This window comes from Nostoc sp. (genome assembly GCF_036916735.1).
Classification (GTDB): domain Bacteria; phylum Cyanobacteriota; class Cyanobacteriia; order Cyanobacteriales; family Nostocaceae; genus Nostoc.
This window is the reverse complement of the sequence record NZ_JBALFV010000019.1, coordinates 1-19,953: the sequence shown is the minus strand read 5'-3', so window position 1 is coordinate 19,953 and position 19,953 is coordinate 1. Positions and strand designations below refer to the sequence as shown.

The window sequence follows — 19,953 nt, the reverse complement described above, 5'->3', positions numbered from 1 at the left end:
TAGTATTAAAACCAGAATAATTCTATGAATTACACTGCTTCGAGGGTAATTGTTTTAGTCGTTGACGATAACCCTGCTAATTTACAAGTTTTATCCAGCTTTCTGGATCAGTCTAGTTTTGAAGTTTGGGTAGCACGGAGCGGTGAAAAAGCCCTTCAGCGATTAGAAAATTATGATTTACCTGATTTAATCTTGCTGGATGTAATGATGCCCGGTATCGATGGTTTTGAAACCTGTAAACAGCTAAAAAGCAATCCTCGTGTCCAAGATATTCCGGTCATTTTTATGACAGCCCTTTCAGAAACTGCTGATAAAATCAAAGGTTTGCAATTGGGAGCCGTAGACTACATTACCAAACCTTTTCAGCATGAAGAAGTCTTAGCGCGGATCGAAAATCATTTAAAGCTGAGAACTTTGACGAAAACCTTAATCGCTAAAAATGCCGAATTAGAAAAGACTCAAACTCAACTGATTCAAGCAGAAAAAGTAGCAGCTTTAGGCCAAATCACAGCAGGGATTGCTCATGAAGTTAATAATCCCATCAATTTTATAGCTGGTAACTTAAATTTTGTTGAACAGTATGTGCAGGAAATAGTTAGTTTACTCTATCTCTATCAAAAATATCTGCCCGATCCACCAGATGAAATTCAAACCGCGATTAAAAAAAGCGATCTCAACTTTTTGTTAGATGATTTATCTAAAATTATTCAATCCATGCATGTTGGTACAGATCGCGTTAGAGAAATTGTATCATATTTAAATAACTTTTCCCGACACAGAGAAGCTGGTAAAAAACTAGCTAACTTGCATGAAGGGTTAGAAAGTACATTACTCATTCTCGGACATCGGTTGAAATATAATCCTCATCACCCAGCCATCAAATTAGTCAAAGAATATGGAAATTTGCCATTTATTGAATGTTTTCCTGGGCAAATTAATCAGGTTTTTATGAATTTAATTTGCAATGCGATCGATGCAATTGAAGAAAAATATAAACATAAAGATATTGAGGCAATTTATCAAAATCCTGGAGTTATTAAAATTAAAACTGAGGCAATTGGAGAGCAAGTTATTTTAAGAGTAGCCGACAATGGCTCAGGTATAAAAGAAGCAGATACTATGAAAATGTATGATGCTTTTTATACAACAAAACCTGTTGGTAAAGGAACAGGGCTTGGTCTATCTATTGCTTACCAAATTGTGGTTAATAATCATCACGGCAAGCTCACATACGATTCCAAACCAGGTGAAGGTATAGAGTTTATCATTGAACTACCCATCTGATAAATTAGAATTTGCAAACTCAATAGAGGAAAACATTATTTCTTTCTATACTAAATTTTTCGGCGTTGCTGATTCCACGTATGAAAATGATTTTGCATAATACCAAAATCCTTCTAGAGACGTAGCAGTGCTACGTCTCTACATCTAGATTCATACTTCAATTTAGCAACGCCAATTTTTCGGTTGGGTTGAAGGTCGTGAAACCCAACAAAGCCTTAAAAAAAATTTTGGGTTTTCCTGCGGAATCTTGCTATGTTCCTCAACCCAACATACATTGGAGTTATTTTTTAGGCAAAACCTACGCAGTATTGGGGGCACAATATATTTATAGGTGTCAACTTAAGAAAAAATCTGCTTTGAGAGGACGTTTTACCCTTATCCCCTAACCTATTCTTCCAACTTGGGAGAAGGAGAACTAAAGAATTTGCTCCCTTCTCCCAATTTTGCCAGAGGGGTTGGAGGTAAAGGTCAAATCCGGAAAGTTCGCCAAATCTAGCTTATACGTTAAGTTGACACCCATGCAACACATCGTCCCCCTACTTACATTTAAAAATCTCTAAATACTTTTGTAACTAACGAATATTCACCTCATGTAGGTAATTTTCTTTTTTAAAATATTCAATATTATTGGCTGAGTTTTTAATCACAAATGAGTTTTTAATTTTTGCAGAAGTTACCTTTTGATAATCAGCTATTAGGCGTTTTTTTTGAGTATACTCATTCAATTTAACTTGAGCTTGAGCATAAACTAGAGTATCGTTGGGAATATTTAGGAGAAATTTTACAGCTTGATCAAAATCACCAACAAATGCTTGTTTATAAGCTTTTTGTAAAAAGTAAGCTGCTCTAATTTGGCGTTTTCGATTGTACTCAGCCAACTTATCTTGAACTAAAGCTCCTGCGCGAGTTTCTTTAGGAATTTGCCGCAGATATTGTAATGCAGTAGAAAAATCTTTTGTATCGGCACTTTCGTAAGCTTTTGCTAATAAATCTTGTGTCTGTGCCTCAATATTGACGTATGCTTGCTGAACTAGTTTATCTGTTTTAGATTGCCAATATGAAATATTTGGAATTTTAGCAACAGCATGAAGAACATCTGACCATTTGCTTTCATGGAAAGCTGTTTGAGCTATTTGGTATTGCTGTGCAGCTACTTGCCATTGCTCTTGCCATTCTTCAATTGTGGCTTGCGCTTCTGGATAAACATTGCTGTGAGGGGGAATTGATTTAGCAAGTGCGATCGCTTCTTCTAAATCTCCTGCTTGATATTCTTGTGTGGCTTTAGATAAAGTTTCTGTTTCTGAGTATGCAGGCGCAGCATGAATTAAAGAATATACACCAAATCCCATCACTAAAGAATTAGCCGCCAGTCCTACTTTCATTCCTGTTAATAAGGGAGATGAATTTCCAGATGTACAATTATCATCTTCAATCGCTGCCTCTACAGGAAATTCATCATCTGCTTCTAATATTTCTGGTGACTGTTCCCATATTATTTGTTTGAGTACCCGCAGTACCTCACTTGCAGACTGAAAGCGGTCTTGGTAATTGTAGCGGATCATTTGGCTGAGAACAGCAGCTAGATAATCGTTAACTGGGGTATTTTCAGAACGCCAAACAATTTCATTAGTATAAGAATCGGCTTTTAATTGTAGTGGTTGCAACCCAGTTAAAGCCTGGATAGCAATCATACCCAAAGCATAAATATCACTGTTAGGCTGTGTTTCTCCAATAAATTGCTCTGGCGGTATATAGCCTAATGAAGTCACAGGAATTCTATAAATGGGTAATTCCGCACCTATGCCAAAATCGATAGACTGAATTGAGCCAAAGTCAATCAAAACTAACTTGCGTTGGGCATCGCTATTACGTCTAATCAAGTTTTCTGGTTTGATGTCGCAATGGATCACGCCTTGAGAGTGAACAAATTCCAGAATACCTAAGACATCTATCAGGAGTTCTACAACTTCCCTTTCACTCCATATACACCCCCATTGTTGATCGATGGGCAATTCCGCAGCCAACGCATGTCCTTCAATCCACTCTTGGACTAAATAAAATCGCTCGTTTTCTTCAAAGCAGGCGATAAATTCAGGAATTTGGTGATGGCTTCCCAAAAGCTTGAGGGTTTGGGTTTCAGTCTGAAACAGTAACCTCAGCATCTCCAAATAGCCAGATTCGGAACTGCTAACTTTAATCTGCTTCACAACGCATTTGGGATTCTCTGGATAATCTACGTCTACAGCTATGTATGTTTGTCCAAATACCCCTGCACCCAGGCTTTGGATAATTTTGTAACGCCCTTGTAGTAATTTACCGATTATGTGGTAGGTCATGCTCTGGTTACTCAGTAAGTCTTTTTATTTAATTTTCCTGACATTTCTTACTGTTTCCGGAATGTTTGAAAAATACATATTTAGAACCTTAATTACCGATATGTAAAATAAATTTATTTCAGTAGTTTTACTTAAGAATTTAAAAAATTAGCAACAATAATTCTAATCTATTTAAGAATAAAACTGACGTAAAAGATAGCCGAAACTATTATTTTTATCTGGTGGTAATTTATAATTTACCACTAAATCATAAAGATTATGTAAAGCTTGTATAAATTTTATGTATTTATCATTGCAAAATCACAACTTTTTTAACTATTATATGGCCGTAACAACTGTTATATCTAATACAAAGCTAATAATGTCATATAATGCTATACCAGTACTTAATTTTTTATTACTAGTCTGTAAACGAAAAATTGAGGAGTATAGTTTGTTAGTACTTAGCACTTTAGTGCTAAAACATCAACTACCAACTTATCAAATCAAACTTGATAAAGTACTATAGCAACGACATTTTTTACCAAGCAGTAATTGTATAAAGAATAAATTTGTGAGTTTCAGCTAAACAGGTTCTGACTTAAAGAGATATCCAATGAAAAGCTTTTATAAATTAGCAATTGCGTCTGCTATTGTTGGGTTCGGATTAGGAACGCTTAATACAGCCCAAGCAGCAACTTTTACTCAGACTGCATCAGATCAAGGTTGGTGGGCTGCTGAAGATGGGTTGAATAGCTCTAATTCTAATGATAATACCAACTACGTAACTGGAAATATACGCGGAACAGATTTACGTGACTTTTTTAAATTCGATCTTGGCGATTTAGTAGGAGTCACTTCAGCAACCTTGCAAATTCAACGATTTGTGGGTTCAGGAAATCCAACAGAGACTCTAGGTTTTTTTGATGTTTCAACACCTGCTGATGTATTGAGTCAGAAAAATAATAGCCCCAATAATACTATTTATAATGATTTGGGCAGTGGTAAAAACTATGGAACTTTTAACGTTACTACTTCTGGCGATCCAAACGAAATCCTGAGTTTTGCTCTTAACTCCAACGCCATTGCAGATATTAACGCTAGAAGCGGGAATTTTTTCTCAATTGGAGGTGCGCTTGTAGGGGATCTTAGTGAGGAATATCTTTTTTCTGAGAGTGGCGATCAAGGATTTGCTAAACTTGTTGTAGTCGATACCGATTCAACCCATGTTCCAGAACCTAGCGCCCTTGGTGGGATAGTGGTTGTTGGTATTGGAGGCTGGTGGTTAAAGCGTAAACGAAAAGCTTCTTTAAATAACAAGAATTAAATAACAATGAATCTTGGTGTAGAGACGTTGCAATGCAACGTCTCTACACCAAGATTTTTAAATCACACAAAATGATTTTCATATCTGAATTCAGCAACGCCAGAAAAAACCTTAACTGAACTGTATTGCCTTATAAAAGAGAATGAAGCTAAATATAGGATGAAGTTTTGCATTTTATTTAATCCACCTTCCTAAAATGTTGAAAGTTAGCGAGGTTATTCTCTGGTATCTTCCTCCATCGCCTCACTTTTATCTGTCAACGGCTTCACTACCCGCGCGATCGCTTCTTGAATAAAAGCCTTAATAAATTCATCTCTGCGATTAATTTGAAACTGTCGCTGGACAACTTCTGTCATTCCACCATCACCCCAATCTTGATCATGACGAAAATATTCAACAAAACTTTTACCAGCAATTCGCGTTAAATAAGCTGCTGTCACGCCTTGAATTGCTCTACCAATAATAAAGGTAGCAACATTGAGTTGCAAAGCTGTAGATAATAATTCAATCGCTCCCTTAACAATGCCTAAACTGGCGAGTGTTTTCGCTAAAGAAAGAGCTAACTCCCGTCCTCGTTCCATATTCAATTCACAGCCGTAAACTCTGCCAATTTCCACAACCATTTGAGCATTAACAGCTGCTGTTGCTAACAAATCTACCACTGGTATAGGCGTAACTGATACCACGCCAGCACCAATCCATTGAAACCGTTCTACAATTTTATCAGCTTGACGGCGACGCTGGCCATCGATGAGTTTTCGCGCTTCGTCTCCCAACCGCAGAGATTGTAAAAGAATATTATCTGCTACCAAATCTTCACCTTCGGCGCGTAAAACAGCAGCCATGCGCCGCAGTAAGGGAACAATATCGGGTTCCGGCTGGAAGGTTTCACCAGTTTCGAGTTGTGCAGATTGGGGATTAGCAGCGATCGCTACCACATCATTAGTAGTAATAAATCCCCGTACCCGTTGACGCAACCTTGCAAGGATGGATTCTTTATCTTCATCTGTATATAAATCAGTTTTGTTGAGAACTAGGAGCGATCGCTTGCCAATTTCTGCTAATCCCCGCAGTGGTTCATATTCTGAGCGCCGTAAATCATTATCTACCACAAATAAGAGTAAATCGGCTTCTGTCGCCAGTTCTCGCGCCATTTGTTCCCGTTCCGTTCCCGCCACCCCCGCTTCTAAAATCCCTGGCGTATCTGTAATTAAAATTTTGCGCTCTAATCCCTTTAACCGCAAACAATAGGTTTCTCCAACTTGGGTTGTACCCATTGGTGCATCTACTTGACCGACCATGCGTCCCATAATCGCATTAACTAGAGAAGTTTTGCCAGCACTCCCCGTACCAAATACCACTACTTGAATTTCACCCCGTGCTAAGTTCGCTTCAATCTCTCGTGATTTACTTAATAAAGCTTGGCGTGTGACTTCATCTTGAATTTGCGCTACCTGTTGGCGCACAGCTTGAAGAGTTGTAGAAGCAGCATCAGATTTAGCAGCAGGAATTTGCGCCGCAGTTACTCGCTTTGGGTTGCGGCGCGATCGCTTTTCTCCAGCTTGAATCACCAATACATAATAGACAAAAGCAGCAACCAATGCTCCAATGAGGACAATTAGCAGCAGCAGCAGCAAATTGCCTAGCAACGGCGAATAGGACAATTGCCAATAGAGGCGCGATAGGGAATCAATTAGCCATAGGGCTAGCCCCAAAATGACGATCAGACCAACAATCAGCGTTACTATGCGTGACAGAGGCATGGCTGGGAAAAATTAGTGGGTATTCAGTAAGCAGATGCTTCTAATCTTAATAGTTTCAGTATTTTTTACCAGAGTAGTAAGAAGCAGCTTTTGTGAAATTTCAACCTTTGACAGTGAAACTTGATATTCTGAGATTTAACTATAATCTTGCAAAGACACAGCAATGCACATTGGTGTCAACTTAAGCTACTAGCAAGGAACTGAAATGCCTTACGGGAAATCACTTTATAAGTTAAGTACAGCTTTGCTTAAAATTGTAGCATTTTTAATGCAAGGGGGCGCATTGGCATTGTCAGTCGATGTATTGCTATTGTCAGTCGATGTATTGCTATTGTCAGTCGATGTATTGCTATTGTCAGGCGATACATTGGTATTGTCAGGCGATGCATTGGCATTGCATGATATTGCAGGCTCGAACTTCAGTCAAAGTCAGCATTTTAAAGTTTTACGTAAATCCGAGGGTTGAAGACCCCTACATCTATACGTAGCAAATTTTCAGTCGGGGTTTAAATCCCCAATTGAAAATGTCTTTAATTTTGAATTTTGAATACTTCGGCTCCCTTCCCTACGGGACGCTGCGCGAACGACGCCGCTCAGGGCAAGACGCTCAGTACAAGTTTTGAATTTTGAATCGTTAATAGTTTGCCCATGAGTTAACCGACTTTGCCAAAACAGTTCTAAAACACCAAGAGCAAGCTGATGTATCCCAAGAAAAGGCTGCGTTAATCCAAGCTTAGATTATTATTGGTAGTATACTGCTGTCAGTGTCGCACATCAGATTGTGGTAGAAAAACATCAGGGTAAAATTACTTGCCAATCTGAGTTAAATCGAGGTACAGAGTTTGTGTTGCCCTTGCCTAAAGCAGGTATCGTCTAATCGATTTACAGCAGATTTAAAGTTGGTGAGGTACGCAAGTTAAGTCTGTTACCCAGGTATAAAGTGTGTTTTACTCCTGTACTCTGAATTCTGAATTCTGCTGTACTATCCTTAAGCTAGTAGCTTTTTAAATTTCATTCGTTCTTTATAAAGCTCGCGTGTTCTAATTTTTTAGTGGGCTAACGCCAGTTTTGGTAAGATTTTTGAGAACAAAGAGAGAAACAAACTTATGGGACTTTTCGATCAAATTCTTGGTGCTGTAGCTAATCCCAATCAACAGGGCAGCTTAGGTCAATTGGGAAGTATTGTTAACACTGTACAACAGTTGAGCGATCGTACTGGCACAGACCCTTCTACCATCCAATCAGTTTTGTCAATTGTCGGTAGTCAAGTGCGTTCTGCTTTACAACAAAAGCAAGCCACAGATGGTAATGAAGCCGCACAAACTCTAGTTAATCAATATGCTGGCACTTCACCTAACCCTCAAGCCGTCAATTCGCTGTTTTCTCCTCAAATACAACAAGAAGTAGCTCAAGTTGCTGCCGGGCGCACAGGATTGGATGCTGGTATAATTCAACAATTGCTACCTTTAGCAGTACCTTTGGTACTGAATTTTTTGCGCTCAGGTGCTAATGCTCAAAATCCCCAAGCTGGCGGGAATCCTGTACTGAATTCTTTCTTGGATGCTGATGGCGATGGCGATGTCGATATCGCTGATGCCATCCAAATGGCTAGTAGGTATATAAGACAGTAATACTTTTCCCTACTTCCCACTCCTAATTCCCCACTCCCCGGTTGTCGTCAGGCATCGACAATTAAGCCTTGCTAAATTCTTAGCTAAAACATAGGCTAAGAAGATGTTTGAAAAGTTGGCATTTAAGTAAAAAAGTTCTCAGGACATAACCTTTAGAAGTGATTGTTTGTCTAGCCTTTTATGGTTGATTTGTACAGTGTGTATAGAGCGCTACTAATTTCACGCAACACTTCTAAACGATGTTCGCTTACTGCGATGTCTTGTCTTCGACACGCGACCAGAACGACAACCCCTTCGGGGAACGTATTACCATCAATAATTTTAACTCAATAACCTAGTAGCAAATCAGTTCATCACACAACATCTTGAAAGGGCTAATCTTATGTTTAAAAAATGTTAATATGAACGATAATTTCTGTGATGCTACCAACATAAAGCTCTTCAATATTTCCAAATTAAGTATATCATTACTAAGCTTTGCATTGTTATGGTGGGTAGCTCCACAAGCTAACGCTGCTCTTCTAGTGGGTAGCATAAATAACAACTCAGTTTTGCGATACGATGAAAAAACCGGAAAATTTTTGGTCGTTTTCAAAAACGATAGAATTGATAATTCGCATTGACTTTATGGTATTGCAATCCGATTTGATTCCTGAATTACTCTTAGAGACTGGGGAGTGGGAAGAAGGAATAAAGGTGTACTGAGTTTTTTCACGCAATCAAATATGAGTCCTATATTAAAAACTACTAATTATGGTGCTCAGTCTCTATGCTGGAGTTTAGAGGATGTTTAAAAAGTTGGCAGTTGAGTAAAATAGTAAAGAATATGACCAAATTTTCGAGACTTTCATTTACCTTGGTATGATTCGGATTATGGTCAGACGACTTGCATGATTTTACTGGCTTTGACTTTTAAAATATCTTCATAGAAGATGGAAAATTTGCAAATATAAATCAGACAGTCTATGTCTAAACTTTTTGACTGTATTACCGAGCAACTGCAAGACTTTATTGCAGCTCAACACCTTTTCTTTGTTGGCTCTGCACCCTTGAGTCCTACGGGTCATGTTAACCTCTCTCCTAAAGGTTTAAGCTGTTTTCGCATCCTCTCTCCCAACCAAGTAGGTTACGTAGACCTTACAGGTAGTGGTAACGAAACATCAGCTCACTTGCAAGAGAATGGGCGAATAACCTTCATGTTTTGCGCCTTTGAGGAACCCGCGTGTATATTGCGTCTTTACGGTCAAGGAAAGACGATTTTACCGAGTTCTCCAGATTGGGACTCCCTGTACTCTTTGTTTGTGCCGATGCCTGGAACTCGTCAAATTATCGTCGCCGACATTGAAAAAATACAGACTTCCTGTGGTTTTGGCGTACCGCTTTATAAATATCAAGGTCAGCGCCAGACTTTAGTAAACTGGGCTAGTAAAAAAGGCGAAGAGGGAGTTCGAGAATATCAACAACAGGAAAATCTTGTTAGCATTGACGGTTTACCCACACCACTAAGTAAATTATCTTAAATTTTACAAAAATGGGCTTTGTAGCATGAGTTATGGATTATTTTATTCGTCCACTTACACAAGAAGACGAGGCTTTTCTTTGGCAAATGCTGTACGAAGCAGCCCATCTCATAGAAGAAGGTAATTTGACAGTGCAGGATGCAATTAATAATCCTGATTTGGCAAAATATGTTAAAGATTGGGGAGGTAAAGATGATAGCGGCTTTGTCGCTATTCTGGAAAGTAGTAATCAACCAGTAGGAGCCGCATGGCTGCGTCTATTGATAGGTGAAAATAAAGGATATGACTATGTTGACGATCAAACTCCTGAATTAGCAATAGCAATTCTTTCTCAATATAGAAATAAAGGTATAGGAACGCAGTTACTCACACATTTGTTAACAAATGCTAAAACATCTTATCCATCAATATCACTTAGTACCAGAGCAACAAATCCAGCTGTGGGTTTATATAAACGATTTGGCTGGGAAGTTATTGCTAACAGTGAAACAACCAACCGAGTTGGTGGCGTCTCTTTAAAAATGAAAATTGATTTTTAAGTTCAAAGTTCGTCGTTTGTAGGGGCGTTATGGGTAAGAATTCAGGAGTCAGAATTCAGGAGCAAAGCCAAAGACGTTTGCGTTGCTTTAGTCAGAATCAAGACGCTCGATGACTAGCTACCGTAACGCTTACAGTCGGGGATTGGGACCCGCAACTGCCTTGTTGACCACCAAATCGGAGATTTTGTGGGGGTGCAAAAACGTCGGTTATTCAGACGCTCGCAGACTCGCTCTAAGCGAACGCAAGTGCATCTGGTAGAGAAGCTATGCCGTACCACTTCGTGGAAGCAAGTTACGCAAAGCGTCTCCAAGAATTGGCTTTACGTTACGCTTTCCGCTTTGTCGATCAAAATATCTAACTGAATTCTGACTCCTGACTCCTGAATTCTGTTCGATAAATTCTGACTTCTGAATCCTGGTGCTGAATTCTTACTGTTATGACGTTAAGCTTTACGCACTGCCTAAGAGTTAACAATTCAAAATTGAATTATGAATTGTTAAGACCTTTTAGGATCGGTGTCCCCACCAATTATTGCTTGGAACAAGTTTCCTAGTAAAGATAAAAACGCTGAAACTAACACTATCAGCATTAAACTAGCAAGGGCAGCAAAGGGAGAGATAATGAATAAGAGTAAGAGCGCAAGCATCAAAATCGTTAGTAATGTCTTATTCATCTTTTTCACCTTTAATAGTTGCTATTCTCAAGCTAACCAGCTAAGTCATGATCTTGACCAGAGCCAATAGAAGGAATTAGTCTTAATTCTCTAGTAAGATTTTGCAACCAAATTGAACTCAAAATTTTAATTTTTAATCAATAATCTGTCACCTGCCCTCTGTTAGATTTAACCTGTCCCCGCTTAGTTTTGTAGTCAAGGCGCTTTCTTTGAGAACTGCAAGTTGGTTTGGTGGGTTTGCGTTTTATCGTTACTACAACTGCGCTTTGAATGAGTTCTTGAAGTCGTTTTAAAGCTGCCTCTCGATTGTTCTCTTGGCTTCTGTGTTCCTGCGCTTTGATGACAACAACTCCATCCTGGGTGATGCGGCGATCATTTAGCTTTAAAAGCTGTTCTTTATAATAATCAGGTAAAGATGAAGCCGCAATATCGAAGCGCAAGTGAATCGCAGTGGAAACCTTATTTACATTCTGGCCTCCTGCTCCTTGGGAACGAATTGCACTAATTTCAATCTCACTCTGTGGGATAATAACTTTATTAGAAATTTGCAGCATTACTTATAAGGCAAAAGAGGAACTTGTAAATTTAGGATAAAAATCCTTTATTCGTTTTGTTCAGTAAAATCCATTAGTACGTCTTGGTCTTCATTGTTGTCCAAATTCACCTCTAAAGTCTTTCCTTCTATTGTCACTTTATCACCTGGCACTAGTCGCCGCCCTCGTCGGGTTTCTAGCATACCGTTGACTTGAACATCGCCACCTTGAATCATCAGCTTGGCTTGTCCTCCACTTGGCACTATACCCATCAACTTTAAATATTGATTTAACTTAATTGTGTTGTCTCTGATTTTCTTCATAGTCAATAAAACTACATTATCTTAATTGTATCGTGGCGTCATTAAGGGAAAACGTGAATCTATTGCACCACATAATCAGCTAAGTATAGTATTTCATCAATTCGTAGCGAATTAAATTTGGCAATACCCGGCAATGCAATGCCAATGCATCGCATAACAATGCCAATGTGTCGCCTAACAATGCCAATGTGTCGCCTGACAATGCCAATGCATCGTCTGACAATGCCAATGTGTCGCCTGACAATGCCAATGCACTGCCTTGTATTTAATAATGCTACTGCTTAGGTAAACTTTTAGAACGAAAATGAGCGTTTGGTCTAATTTTACTAATTGGCTGTTGTGCAATACTTTTCAAATAAGCCTAACAATCTTCCTTTTTGTCTGGAAAAAGCTTAAAAATAAGGGGAAAGGTAAATTTAAACCCTTTCCTTTTCTCCTTTAACCGAAAAGTATTAGGCTATGGTGATGGTGATCGCCATTATAAAAGCTGTGATGGCAGTTTATTATCTATAATGTTGATCGACAAAACTGCCAGATATAGGTAAACAAACTAGTCTGGAAAGTTATTTAGTATGTTCAGGGGACTGGATCTATGATTAAGGTTGGTTTATTGGTACAGTCCCAAAATAACTCTTTGGGTATAGGAAAAGTTACCGAAATATCTGATATCAATGCGAACGTTGAGTATTTCTGCTCCATAGGGCAACGTCTGCAAAAAACTTTACCTTTAAATTCGCTCTCTCAAGTCAGGCTTGAACCTCAAGCTCGATGCTATATTAAGTTCCAAAGCCAGGATAAATGGATAGTTGGCAGAGTTTTCATCTGGGATGAAGATACAGAAATGTATCAAATTGATTTACCAGATAAGAAAACTGCGATCGCATCTGAAGAAGACATTTACGTTCGTTGTAATCTCCCAAACACAGACCCCATCGAAACTCTAGCGATGAAGGGTCACGAAACGCCCTACTTCCACGACAAAAGATTGGCTTTTGTGAAATCCTTGATTAAGCAGCGTGCTGTCAGTCGGGGGATGACAGGACTGATTTCAGCAAATATTAATCTTTATCCTCACCAAGTTGAAGTTGTTCGGCGGGTACTGGAAGACCCTATTCAACGGTACTTGCTAGCAGACGAGGTGGGACTGGGAAAAACCATCGAAGCAGGCGCGATTCTGCGTCAATTCCTCCTAGATGAACCGAAAAAAGGTGCGGTGGTGATAGTTCCGCAATATTTGCTCAAACAATGGCGGACTGAGTTAGAAAACAAGTTTTACATTTCCCACTTTCCCAAACGGGTAGCGGTGCTGGCGGTTGAAGATATCCATAAAATCAACCTGAAAGCAAGGATAGGTTGCTTAATTTTAGATGAAGCCCATCATATTGCGGCAATGGCGACCTCTAAGGATGCAACAGTGCGCCAGCGTTTTCAGACTTGCAAAGAACTTGCTCATAAAAGCGATCGCTTACTTTTATTATCCGCCACTCCTGTTCTCAATCATGAGCAAGATTTTCTAGCAATGCTGCATTTGCTTGACCCAACAACCTATAAACTTGGTGATTTAGCAGGTTTTCGCGCCAAAATTGAAAGCCGTCAGCAAGTTGGTAAAGTTCTGCTTTCTTTTAAAGAAGATGCGGAACCTGTTGTCCTCAAAAGTAACTTGCAGCAACTACGAAACCTCTTTGCTGAAGATAAGTATTTACTGAAGCTGGCGGATGATTTAGAAAATTTACCAGCAAATTCTACCAAGCAAGAGCAAATCATCCAAGCGATTCGCGTCCATGTCAGCGATACCTATCGACTACATCGGCGAATGCTTCGCAACCGTCGCGCTGCGGTGGAAGATGTGATCTTTGACCGTAACTTTACCCCAAAAGAAGAGTATGATTTAGACGAGCGATCGCTTGATATCCACGAACTGCTCAATCAATGGCGTAGTGTTGCTCCTGGTGAAAAGCAATATCAGCGAATTTTTCTGTTGTTATTCTTAGCTGCTGGTACTTGGTTAGGCATTTTAGAGCAGGTAATTACCGCCCGTTTAACTGGTAAACCTCATGCTAAACTCATCCAGGAGTTTAAAGAAGCCGACATTCGCCTATTAACTATAACCCCCAAATTCTTAGGGGAAGAAGAGATTCTGCAATCCTTCCTAAAAATTATTCGTCAACCCCAAGAGGACGGAGGACGGACGGAAAATTTGAAAACAGTGCTGCTGAATCAGCTAGGTACATACTTCAAAATTCCCGCCAACGTTCGGAAGAATCAAAGCGAATTCAACACGAGAATACAGCAGAGAATCAAGAGACCAATTTCTGATGATATTCTACCCAAATTTATTGTATTTACCAGTTTTGTGCAAACTTGTGGCGAAATCGTCCGGTATTTATCTAATACCTTTGGTGCAGAAACAGTAGCCAAACATCAGTTTGGAGAAACACCAGACAAGGTTGAAGAAGGCTTAAATAGGTTCAAGCATAACCCAAACTGCTTTATTCTAGTATGCGATCGCTCTGGAGAAGAAGGGTGTAATCTCCAGTTTGCCGATTGGTTAATTCATTTTGACCTTCCTTGGTCGCCTAATCAATTAGAACAGAGAATTGGCAGACTTGACCGCATTGGCAGCAAAATTGGCATCCAATCTAGTGCCTTAATTGGCCCTTATTTGTCAGATAGCCCTCACAATGCTTGGTATAAAGTATTGAAAGATGGATTTGGTATATTCCAACAATCAATTGCCAGTCTCCAGTTTTATGTGGATGATAAACTTGCAGAATTAGAAACAGTTTTGTTTCAATCAAGTGCTGCTGGATTGTTAGAGATGATTCCACCAATTCAAGAGCAAATTGAAGCTGAAATAGCAAAAATTAGCGAACAAAATACTCTAGATGAAATTGATGCTAATGATGAAATTGCCATCGAGTATTTTCAAGAACTAGATAATTACGATGCTTGTCATTTAGAAATTAGGAGAGCAATTGAAGGCTGGATTTGTGATGCGCTGGGATTTAGAGGACTAAATAATCCAGATTCATCAGAGATGCGGCGTTATCAACCGACAACACGGACATTGGTTCCCATAAATGACTTAAAAAACCGTTTTGCTGAGAGTTCTCTAGACCAATTTGGTACTTTTAATCGCAGAGTAGCAAACCAGAATTCTGGTATTAAACTCTTTCGGGTTGGCGAAGGATTTATTGAAGCACTCTGGAACTATATAAACTGGGATGACCGAGGTGAAGCCTTTGCGATGTGGCGCACTGATGCATCTTGGGATGCGAAAGAAGGAAAGGAGTGGTTCGGTTTCCAATGCAATTATGTAGTCGAGGCAAATTTAAAAATCGCCAAACAAGTTTTACTAGATAACAAACTAGATAATTCTCAATTCAAAAACTTGCAGCGACGTGTCGATGCTCTATTTCCACCAATTATAGAAACTATCTACGTTGATGGTCGCCAGGAGTCAATATGCTTTGTTGAAGATAAAGCTCTCTTAAATATCTTGCAACGTCCATATAAAGATAAAAACAGTAATCAAGGACGAGATTACAATTTAGCAAAAGAGCGATTAGGAATTATTGACGATTTTGTTCACCCTAGTAAATGGCAAAATTTCTGTTATCAAGTGCGTAACACTTCTTCGGAATTACTCTCTAATCGTCCCGATTTTATTGACTTATGCCAAAATTGTGCTAAGGTTGCCGAAAAGAAATTAGCCAATAGAGTAGAACAATTACAGTTGCGTTTGAATCAGCAAAGTTGGGATAATGCATTAGCTGGAGAATTGGAGATAGAAACTGCTTTAAATGCAGCTATTATAGAGGGAATTCGCCAGCCCCAGATTAGGCTTGATTCTGTCGGTTTTATTATTGTATCGGCGCGATCACTTGTGCAATTTGAGTGATATTATGCGCGGTTAAATAGCCTTAGTCACTGTACTAACCCCGCCCTGCTCAAGGGTGGGTTTTTTAGGGCTTCCAATTCAATAATTTGTAGTGCTGTTGCAACACCATTTTCTGAGCGGATTTTTTCTCCAAGTGCAGTAGCGCGATCGCGTATACTTTGATCTTGAAGTGCGGTTGTAATTGCGATCGCCAGTGAATCCATAAGAACCAGTATCCGGTAACATGGTTTTATTATTACAGGTTTTCTAATGCAGGGATTAAAAAAATTAATTATATTTTTGACTTTACCTTAAAAATAAGTAAGTATTAACACTTGTGATATTCAATGGCAGTGATTATATTGAAAGTCAAAAATGAAACGTTCAAATCGCCTCGCTTGGATAGGAGCGATCGCACTCGCTGCTATCGTTTTACTTAGTTTGATTGCGGCTCCTAATAATACTAAAATTAACACTGGCTCTACTTATAACCCTACCCCTGATGGTTACGGTGCTTGGTATGCTTTTATGCAACAGCAGGGAATTTCTATTAAACGCTGGCAAAAGCCTTTTAGTGACATTCAGCCAGATAACAACCCTATTACCTTTCTACAGGTAAGCGGATATCCAAGGCAGACAACGTTAGATAGTCAAGAGCGTGAATGGGTAGAAAAAGGAAATACTTTAGTAATTTTGGGTGCGCGGGCGCGAGTTACAGAAGCACAGTTTAGCACTATGCAAAAATCTCCCCTAGGTGATATTAAAATTGATACACGTAGACGATACAAAAAAGCTAACTTTAAGCAAGTTGATTTAGGCGATCGCTTTGGTGCTGTTGTCTGGGAAGAAAATTACAAAAACGGAAAGGTAATTTTTTCTACCACTCCTTATTTAGCCGCTAACGCCTACCAAGATTATCTAAGTAATTTCAAATATTTAGCCAATCTGGTTACTGAAAAAAGTAACACAATATTTGTCGATGAATACATCCACGGTTATAAAGATGCTGATGTCAGGAAGAAAGAAAGCGAAGCAGATTTATCTAGTTTTTTTGCTAAAACTCCTGTATTTCCAATATTGCTGCAAGTAGGTATCCTGCTATTAGTGCTAATTTGGGCGCAGAATCGCCGCTTTGGCAAGCCAGTAGCTTTAGATACACCAGTTGTAGATAACAGCGAGGCATACATCCAAGCTTTAGGGGGAGTCTTGCAGAAAGCAGATACCACCGATTTTGTTGTACAAATGGTAGGTAAACAAGAACAACTACAACTCCAAAAAGCCTTGGGATTAGGACAAGTACTTTTAGAACGTGAAACTTTGGTCAATTTCTGGATAGAAAAAACAGGTGCAAGTGCAGCAGAAGTAGATGCAGTTTTAAAGCTACAATATCGCAAACAACCCATCAGTGAACGAGAACTGTTAAGTTGGTTGGAGAAATGGCGAACCATTAGATTAATTCGTAATTCGTAATTCGTAATGGGCTTTGCCCCGCTATGCTAACGTAATTCGTAATTAATTTTGTTGGGTTTCCAAATAAAAAATATCCAAAACTGATGTAAAAATCCTTTCTGTGTTTTCTCTGCACGGCAGTTGCTTCTCCCCTTGGGAGACGCTGCGTGAACAAGTCGGGCATTGCCCGCCTATCGCACTGCCTCCTCTCTGTGGTTCGTTTATTTCTTGGAAATCTCTTTGAAATTATCCATAATATTTCTATGTTAGTAATTTATCAATAAAAAAATATGAGCGAAACACATCCTATCTTAATTCGCCTTGGTCAAGGTCTTAATCAAGTAATTGTCGGACAATCGAGCCTAATACAACAACTTTTAGTAGCACTACTAGCGGGTGGGCATGTAATTTTAGAAGGAGTACCGGGAACTGGTAAAACCCTCCTAGTAAAAGTGTTGGTGCAGTTAATCCAAGGGGATTTTCACCGGATTCAACTAACACCGGATGTTTTACCTTCAGACATTACTGGTACAAATATTTTTGACTTGAATAGCCGTAATTTCACTTTAAAAAAAGGGCCAATATTTACCGAAGTGCTGCTAGCAGACGAAATCAACCGTACTCCTCCCAAGACACAAGCGGCGCTACTAGAAGCGATGGAAGAGATGCAGGTAACGCTGGATGGTGAAAGTTTGCCCTTACCAGATTTATTTTGGGTGATTGCAACCCAAAATCCCCTGGAATTTGAGGGGACTTATCCCTTACCAGAAGCGCAGTTGGACAGATTTTTATTTAAGCTGGTGGTAGATTACCCCGATCAAGCTGCTGAAAAGCAAATGTTGCTCAATCGTCAGGCGGGTTTTGCAGCACGGCGTTTGGATATTAGCCGTTTGAAACCAATCGCAACAGTAGCCGACATTTTGCAAGCACGACAAGCAGTCAAACAGGTTAAAGTATCAGAAGCGATCATTGATTATTTGTTGGCATTAGTGAGAATATCGCGTCAATCTCCCGATTTAACTTTGGGTGCATCGCCTCGCGCCGCCGGTGCTTGGTTGCAGACATCTCAAGCATTAGCGTGGTTGACTGGAAGAGATTTTGTAACGCCAGATGATGTTAAAGCAGTTGCATCGCCACTTTTACGTCATCGGCTCATTTTGAAACCAGAAGCGATGCTGGATGGTTTACAAATAGATGCGGTAATTGCGTCGGTAATTAATCAAGTACCAGTTCCAAGGTGAAAAAATCTTTGTCAGGCTATATAAGTAAAGTTAAATCGGCGGTTAGAAACTGCGTCTATACAGGCAAAACTCGCCTTTGCGGGTTTAAAAACCTTAATTTTCTCTTACCTGTTTGTGTAGCCGCAAATTTTATTCGTTGGGGCTTAAGTTCCAGGGCAACCCGCCATACCTTGCATGAGATAATGCGATCGCGTTTGGTTACATCGAAATAATAGAAGTAATAAAAGGAGTAAAGCAATAATTTAGAATCAACTTATAAGTAAACTGATATTAATGTGATTGACCACGACCGTTTATTTAAAGAACTGATTGCAACATTTTTTATAAAATTTTTAGAATTATTTTTTTCACACGTAATTGCTTATCTAGAACCTGAGTCCTTGAAATTCTTGGACAAAGAAGTATTTAACGATGTCACTGCTAGCGAACAATACGAAGCTGATTTAGTAGTACAAATAAGATTCCGAGAACAAAAAACTTTTTTCCTCATGCATATCGAAAATCAGTCATATCCACAAGCTGATTTTGGACGGAGAATGTTTCGTTACTTTGCGCGATTGTTTGAAAAATATGCTTTACCTGTATATCCAATTGTAGTTTTTTCCTATGACGCTCTTCGCACACCCAAAAAAAATATTTACCGGATGAAATTTCCAGATAAAAATGTTCTGGAATTTAACTATGGGGTGGTTCAACTCAATCAATTAAAGGTTAAATGGGCTAGAGTAGTAAAAATTAATATATATTATTCATAATTTTTGTAGAGACTTGAGGAACATCGCGTCTCTACATTTCTTGTTACAACCGATCGCACAATCAAAGAGAATATTACCCTGTGATCGCACCACCTCCCCATCTGTCCATCGCCCACTACTCTACTGCTGATATTTTCTAATCAACTCCAAAGCTTGTTGATACCACTCTGTATTTCCTTGTTGCCGAAATAGTTCAGCTGCTTTTTGCAAGTCTACAATCCCTCCTTGCTTGTCTCCTAAATTTTTGCGGGCTATTCCTTGGTTGTAGTATGCATTGGCATAGTTAGGATTAATCTTGAGAGCAACGTTGTAATCAGCGATCGCCCCTTGATAGTCTCCTAAATCAGAGCGTACTAATCCTCGGTTGTTGTAGGCATCGACATCGTTAGGATTAATTTTGAGAGCAGCGTTGTAATCAGCGATCGCTCCTTGGTTGTCTCCCAAATCGGAGTGGGCTGCTCCTCGGTTGTAGTATGCATTGGCATGGTTGGGATTAATCTTGAGAGCAGCATTGTAATCAGCGATCGCCCCTTGGTTGTCTCCCAATTCGGAGCGGGCTATTCCTCGGTTGTAGTAGGCTGAGGCATCATTAGGATTAATCTTGAGAGCAGCGTTGTAATCAGTGATCGCCCCTTGGTTGTCTCCTAATTTGTAGCGGGCTAATCCTCGGTTGTAGTAGGCTGAGGCATCATTAGGATTAATCTTGAGAGCAGCGTTGT

17 protein-coding genes are annotated in these 19,953 nt (G+C 39.4%); 10 read left to right on the top strand and 7 right to left on the bottom strand.

The annotated features are described in order from the left end of the window. Positions 1-24 precede the first annotated feature (24 nt). Positions 25-1,284, top strand: coding sequence for a sensor histidine kinase (locus tag V7L20_RS04790; protein ID WP_334742968.1), 1,260 nt, complete (start codon positions 25-27; stop codon positions 1,282-1,284). A 572-nt stretch (positions 1,285-1,856) separates the two neighbouring features. On the opposite strand, the gene V7L20_RS04785 is transcribed toward V7L20_RS04790, so the two are convergent. Then, positions 1,857-3,620 carry a serine/threonine-protein kinase gene (locus V7L20_RS04785; RefSeq protein ID WP_334742967.1) on the bottom strand — a complete coding sequence of 588 codons (1,764 nt, stop codon included), beginning with the start codon at positions 3,618-3,620 and terminating at the stop codon, positions 1,857-1,859. 595 nt (positions 3,621-4,215) lie between these two features. Between V7L20_RS04785 and V7L20_RS04780 the strand changes: the two genes are divergently transcribed. Further along, positions 4,216-4,926 (top strand): PEP-CTERM sorting domain-containing protein, encoded by a 711-nt coding sequence (locus tag V7L20_RS04780; protein WP_334742966.1) that lies wholly within the window; start codon positions 4,216-4,218, stop codon positions 4,924-4,926. A 215-nt stretch (positions 4,927-5,141) separates the two neighbouring features. Here the strand turns inward: V7L20_RS04780 and V7L20_RS04775 are convergent, their stop codons facing one another. Next, complete coding sequence (locus V7L20_RS04775; RefSeq protein ID WP_334742965.1) at positions 5,142-6,689, bottom strand: YcjF family protein; 1,548 nt, start codon at positions 6,687-6,689, stop codon at positions 5,142-5,144. A gap of 205 nt (positions 6,690-6,894) precedes the next feature. Here V7L20_RS04775 and V7L20_RS04770 point away from each other — a divergent pair, with 205 nt between their 5' ends. From V7L20_RS04770 to V7L20_RS04755, 4 genes are all read left to right on the top strand, one after another. Next, complete coding sequence (locus V7L20_RS04770) at positions 6,895-7,155, top strand: hypothetical protein (RefSeq protein ID WP_334742964.1); 261 nt, start codon at positions 6,895-6,897, stop codon at positions 7,153-7,155. A 640-nt stretch (positions 7,156-7,795) separates the two neighbouring features. Then, positions 7,796-8,320 (top strand): DUF937 domain-containing protein, encoded by a 525-nt coding sequence (locus tag V7L20_RS04765; protein WP_334742963.1) that lies wholly within the window; start codon positions 7,796-7,798, stop codon positions 8,318-8,320. Between the two features lie 965 nt (positions 8,321-9,285). Next, a complete protein-coding gene (locus tag V7L20_RS04760) occupies positions 9,286-9,840 on the top strand; it encodes a pyridoxamine 5'-phosphate oxidase family protein (protein WP_334742962.1) in 555 nt (184 codons plus the stop codon). A gap of 32 nt (positions 9,841-9,872) precedes the next feature. Continuing rightward, entirely contained in the window at positions 9,873-10,379 is a 507-nt protein-coding gene (locus V7L20_RS04755) for a GNAT family N-acetyltransferase (protein ID WP_334742961.1), read from the top strand. An 811-nt stretch (positions 10,380-11,190) separates the two neighbouring features. Here V7L20_RS04755 and arfB read toward each other — a convergent pair. The 3 genes from arfB to V7L20_RS04740 form a co-directional block, all read right to left on the bottom strand. Continuing rightward, positions 11,191-11,607 carry an alternative ribosome rescue aminoacyl-tRNA hydrolase ArfB gene (gene arfB, locus V7L20_RS04750; RefSeq protein WP_334742960.1) on the bottom strand — a complete coding sequence of 139 codons (417 nt, stop codon included), beginning with the start codon at positions 11,605-11,607 and terminating at the stop codon, positions 11,191-11,193. Positions 11,608-11,654: 47 nt separating this feature from the next. Further along, complete coding sequence (locus V7L20_RS04745; RefSeq protein ID WP_334742959.1) at positions 11,655-11,909, bottom strand: RNA-binding S4 domain-containing protein; 255 nt, start codon at positions 11,907-11,909, stop codon at positions 11,655-11,657. Between the two features lie 79 nt (positions 11,910-11,988). Beyond that, positions 11,989-12,153 (bottom strand): hypothetical protein, encoded by a 165-nt coding sequence (locus tag V7L20_RS04740; protein WP_334742958.1) that lies wholly within the window; start codon positions 12,151-12,153, stop codon positions 11,989-11,991. Positions 12,154-12,501: 348 nt separating this feature from the next. Here V7L20_RS04740 and dpdE point away from each other — a divergent pair, with 348 nt between their 5' ends. After that, entirely contained in the window at positions 12,502-15,810 is a 3,309-nt protein-coding gene (gene dpdE / locus V7L20_RS04735) for a protein DpdE (RefSeq protein ID WP_334742957.1), read from the top strand. A 26-nt stretch (positions 15,811-15,836) separates the two neighbouring features. On the opposite strand, the gene V7L20_RS04730 is transcribed toward dpdE, so the two are convergent. Beyond that, complete coding sequence (locus tag V7L20_RS04730; protein ID WP_334742956.1) at positions 15,837-16,013, bottom strand: hypothetical protein; 177 nt, start codon at positions 16,011-16,013, stop codon at positions 15,837-15,839. Between the two features lie 151 nt (positions 16,014-16,164). Between V7L20_RS04730 and V7L20_RS04725 the strand changes: the two genes are divergently transcribed. The 3 genes from V7L20_RS04725 (at position 16,165) to V7L20_RS04715 (ending at position 19,234) form a co-directional block, all read left to right on the top strand. Next, on the top strand, positions 16,165-17,259 hold the full coding sequence (locus V7L20_RS04725) for a DUF4350 domain-containing protein (RefSeq protein ID WP_334742955.1): 1,095 nt from the start codon (positions 16,165-16,167) through the stop codon (positions 17,257-17,259). 269 nt (positions 17,260-17,528) lie between these two features. After that, positions 17,529-18,479: an AAA family ATPase gene (locus tag V7L20_RS04720; protein WP_334742954.1), complete on the top strand. Its 951-nt coding sequence runs from the start codon at positions 17,529-17,531 to the stop codon at positions 18,477-18,479. Positions 18,480-18,754: 275 nt separating this feature from the next. Further along, on the top strand, positions 18,755-19,234 hold the full coding sequence (locus V7L20_RS04715) for an Rpn family recombination-promoting nuclease/putative transposase (RefSeq protein ID WP_334742953.1): 480 nt from the start codon (positions 18,755-18,757) through the stop codon (positions 19,232-19,234). A gap of 120 nt (positions 19,235-19,354) precedes the next feature. Here the strand turns inward: V7L20_RS04715 and V7L20_RS04710 are convergent. Beyond that, the coding region (locus V7L20_RS04710; protein WP_334742952.1) for a tetratricopeptide repeat protein at positions 19,355-19,953 on the bottom strand (599 nt) is incomplete at its 5' end.

Coding starts and splice junctions, on each gene's coding strand:
- V7L20_RS04790 (WP_334742968.1), top strand. CDS start 25: ATGAATTACACTGCTTCGAGGGTAATTGTTTTAGTCGTTGACGATAAC.
- V7L20_RS04785 (WP_334742967.1), bottom strand. CDS start 3,620: ATGACCTACCACATAATCGGTAAATTACTACAAGGGCGTTACAAAATT.
- V7L20_RS04780 (WP_334742966.1), top strand. CDS start 4,216: ATGAAAAGCTTTTATAAATTAGCAATTGCGTCTGCTATTGTTGGGTTC.
- V7L20_RS04775 (WP_334742965.1), bottom strand. CDS start 6,689: ATGCCTCTGTCACGCATAGTAACGCTGATTGTTGGTCTGATCGTCATT.
- V7L20_RS04770 (WP_334742964.1), top strand. CDS start 6,895: ATGCCTTACGGGAAATCACTTTATAAGTTAAGTACAGCTTTGCTTAAA.
- V7L20_RS04765 (WP_334742963.1), top strand. CDS start 7,796: ATGGGACTTTTCGATCAAATTCTTGGTGCTGTAGCTAATCCCAATCAA.
- V7L20_RS04760 (WP_334742962.1), top strand. CDS start 9,286: ATGTCTAAACTTTTTGACTGTATTACCGAGCAACTGCAAGACTTTATT.
- V7L20_RS04755 (WP_334742961.1), top strand. CDS start 9,873: ATGGATTATTTTATTCGTCCACTTACACAAGAAGACGAGGCTTTTCTT.
- arfB (WP_334742960.1), bottom strand. CDS start 11,607: ATGCTGCAAATTTCTAATAAAGTTATTATCCCACAGAGTGAGATTGAA.
- V7L20_RS04745 (WP_334742959.1), bottom strand. CDS start 11,909: ATGAAGAAAATCAGAGACAACACAATTAAGTTAAATCAATATTTAAAG.
- dpdE (WP_334742957.1), top strand. CDS start 12,502: ATGATTAAGGTTGGTTTATTGGTACAGTCCCAAAATAACTCTTTGGGT.
- V7L20_RS04730 (WP_334742956.1), bottom strand. CDS start 16,013: ATGGATTCACTGGCGATCGCAATTACAACCGCACTTCAAGATCAAAGT.
- V7L20_RS04725 (WP_334742955.1), top strand. CDS start 16,165: ATGAAACGTTCAAATCGCCTCGCTTGGATAGGAGCGATCGCACTCGCT.
- V7L20_RS04720 (WP_334742954.1), top strand. CDS start 17,529: ATGAGCGAAACACATCCTATCTTAATTCGCCTTGGTCAAGGTCTTAAT.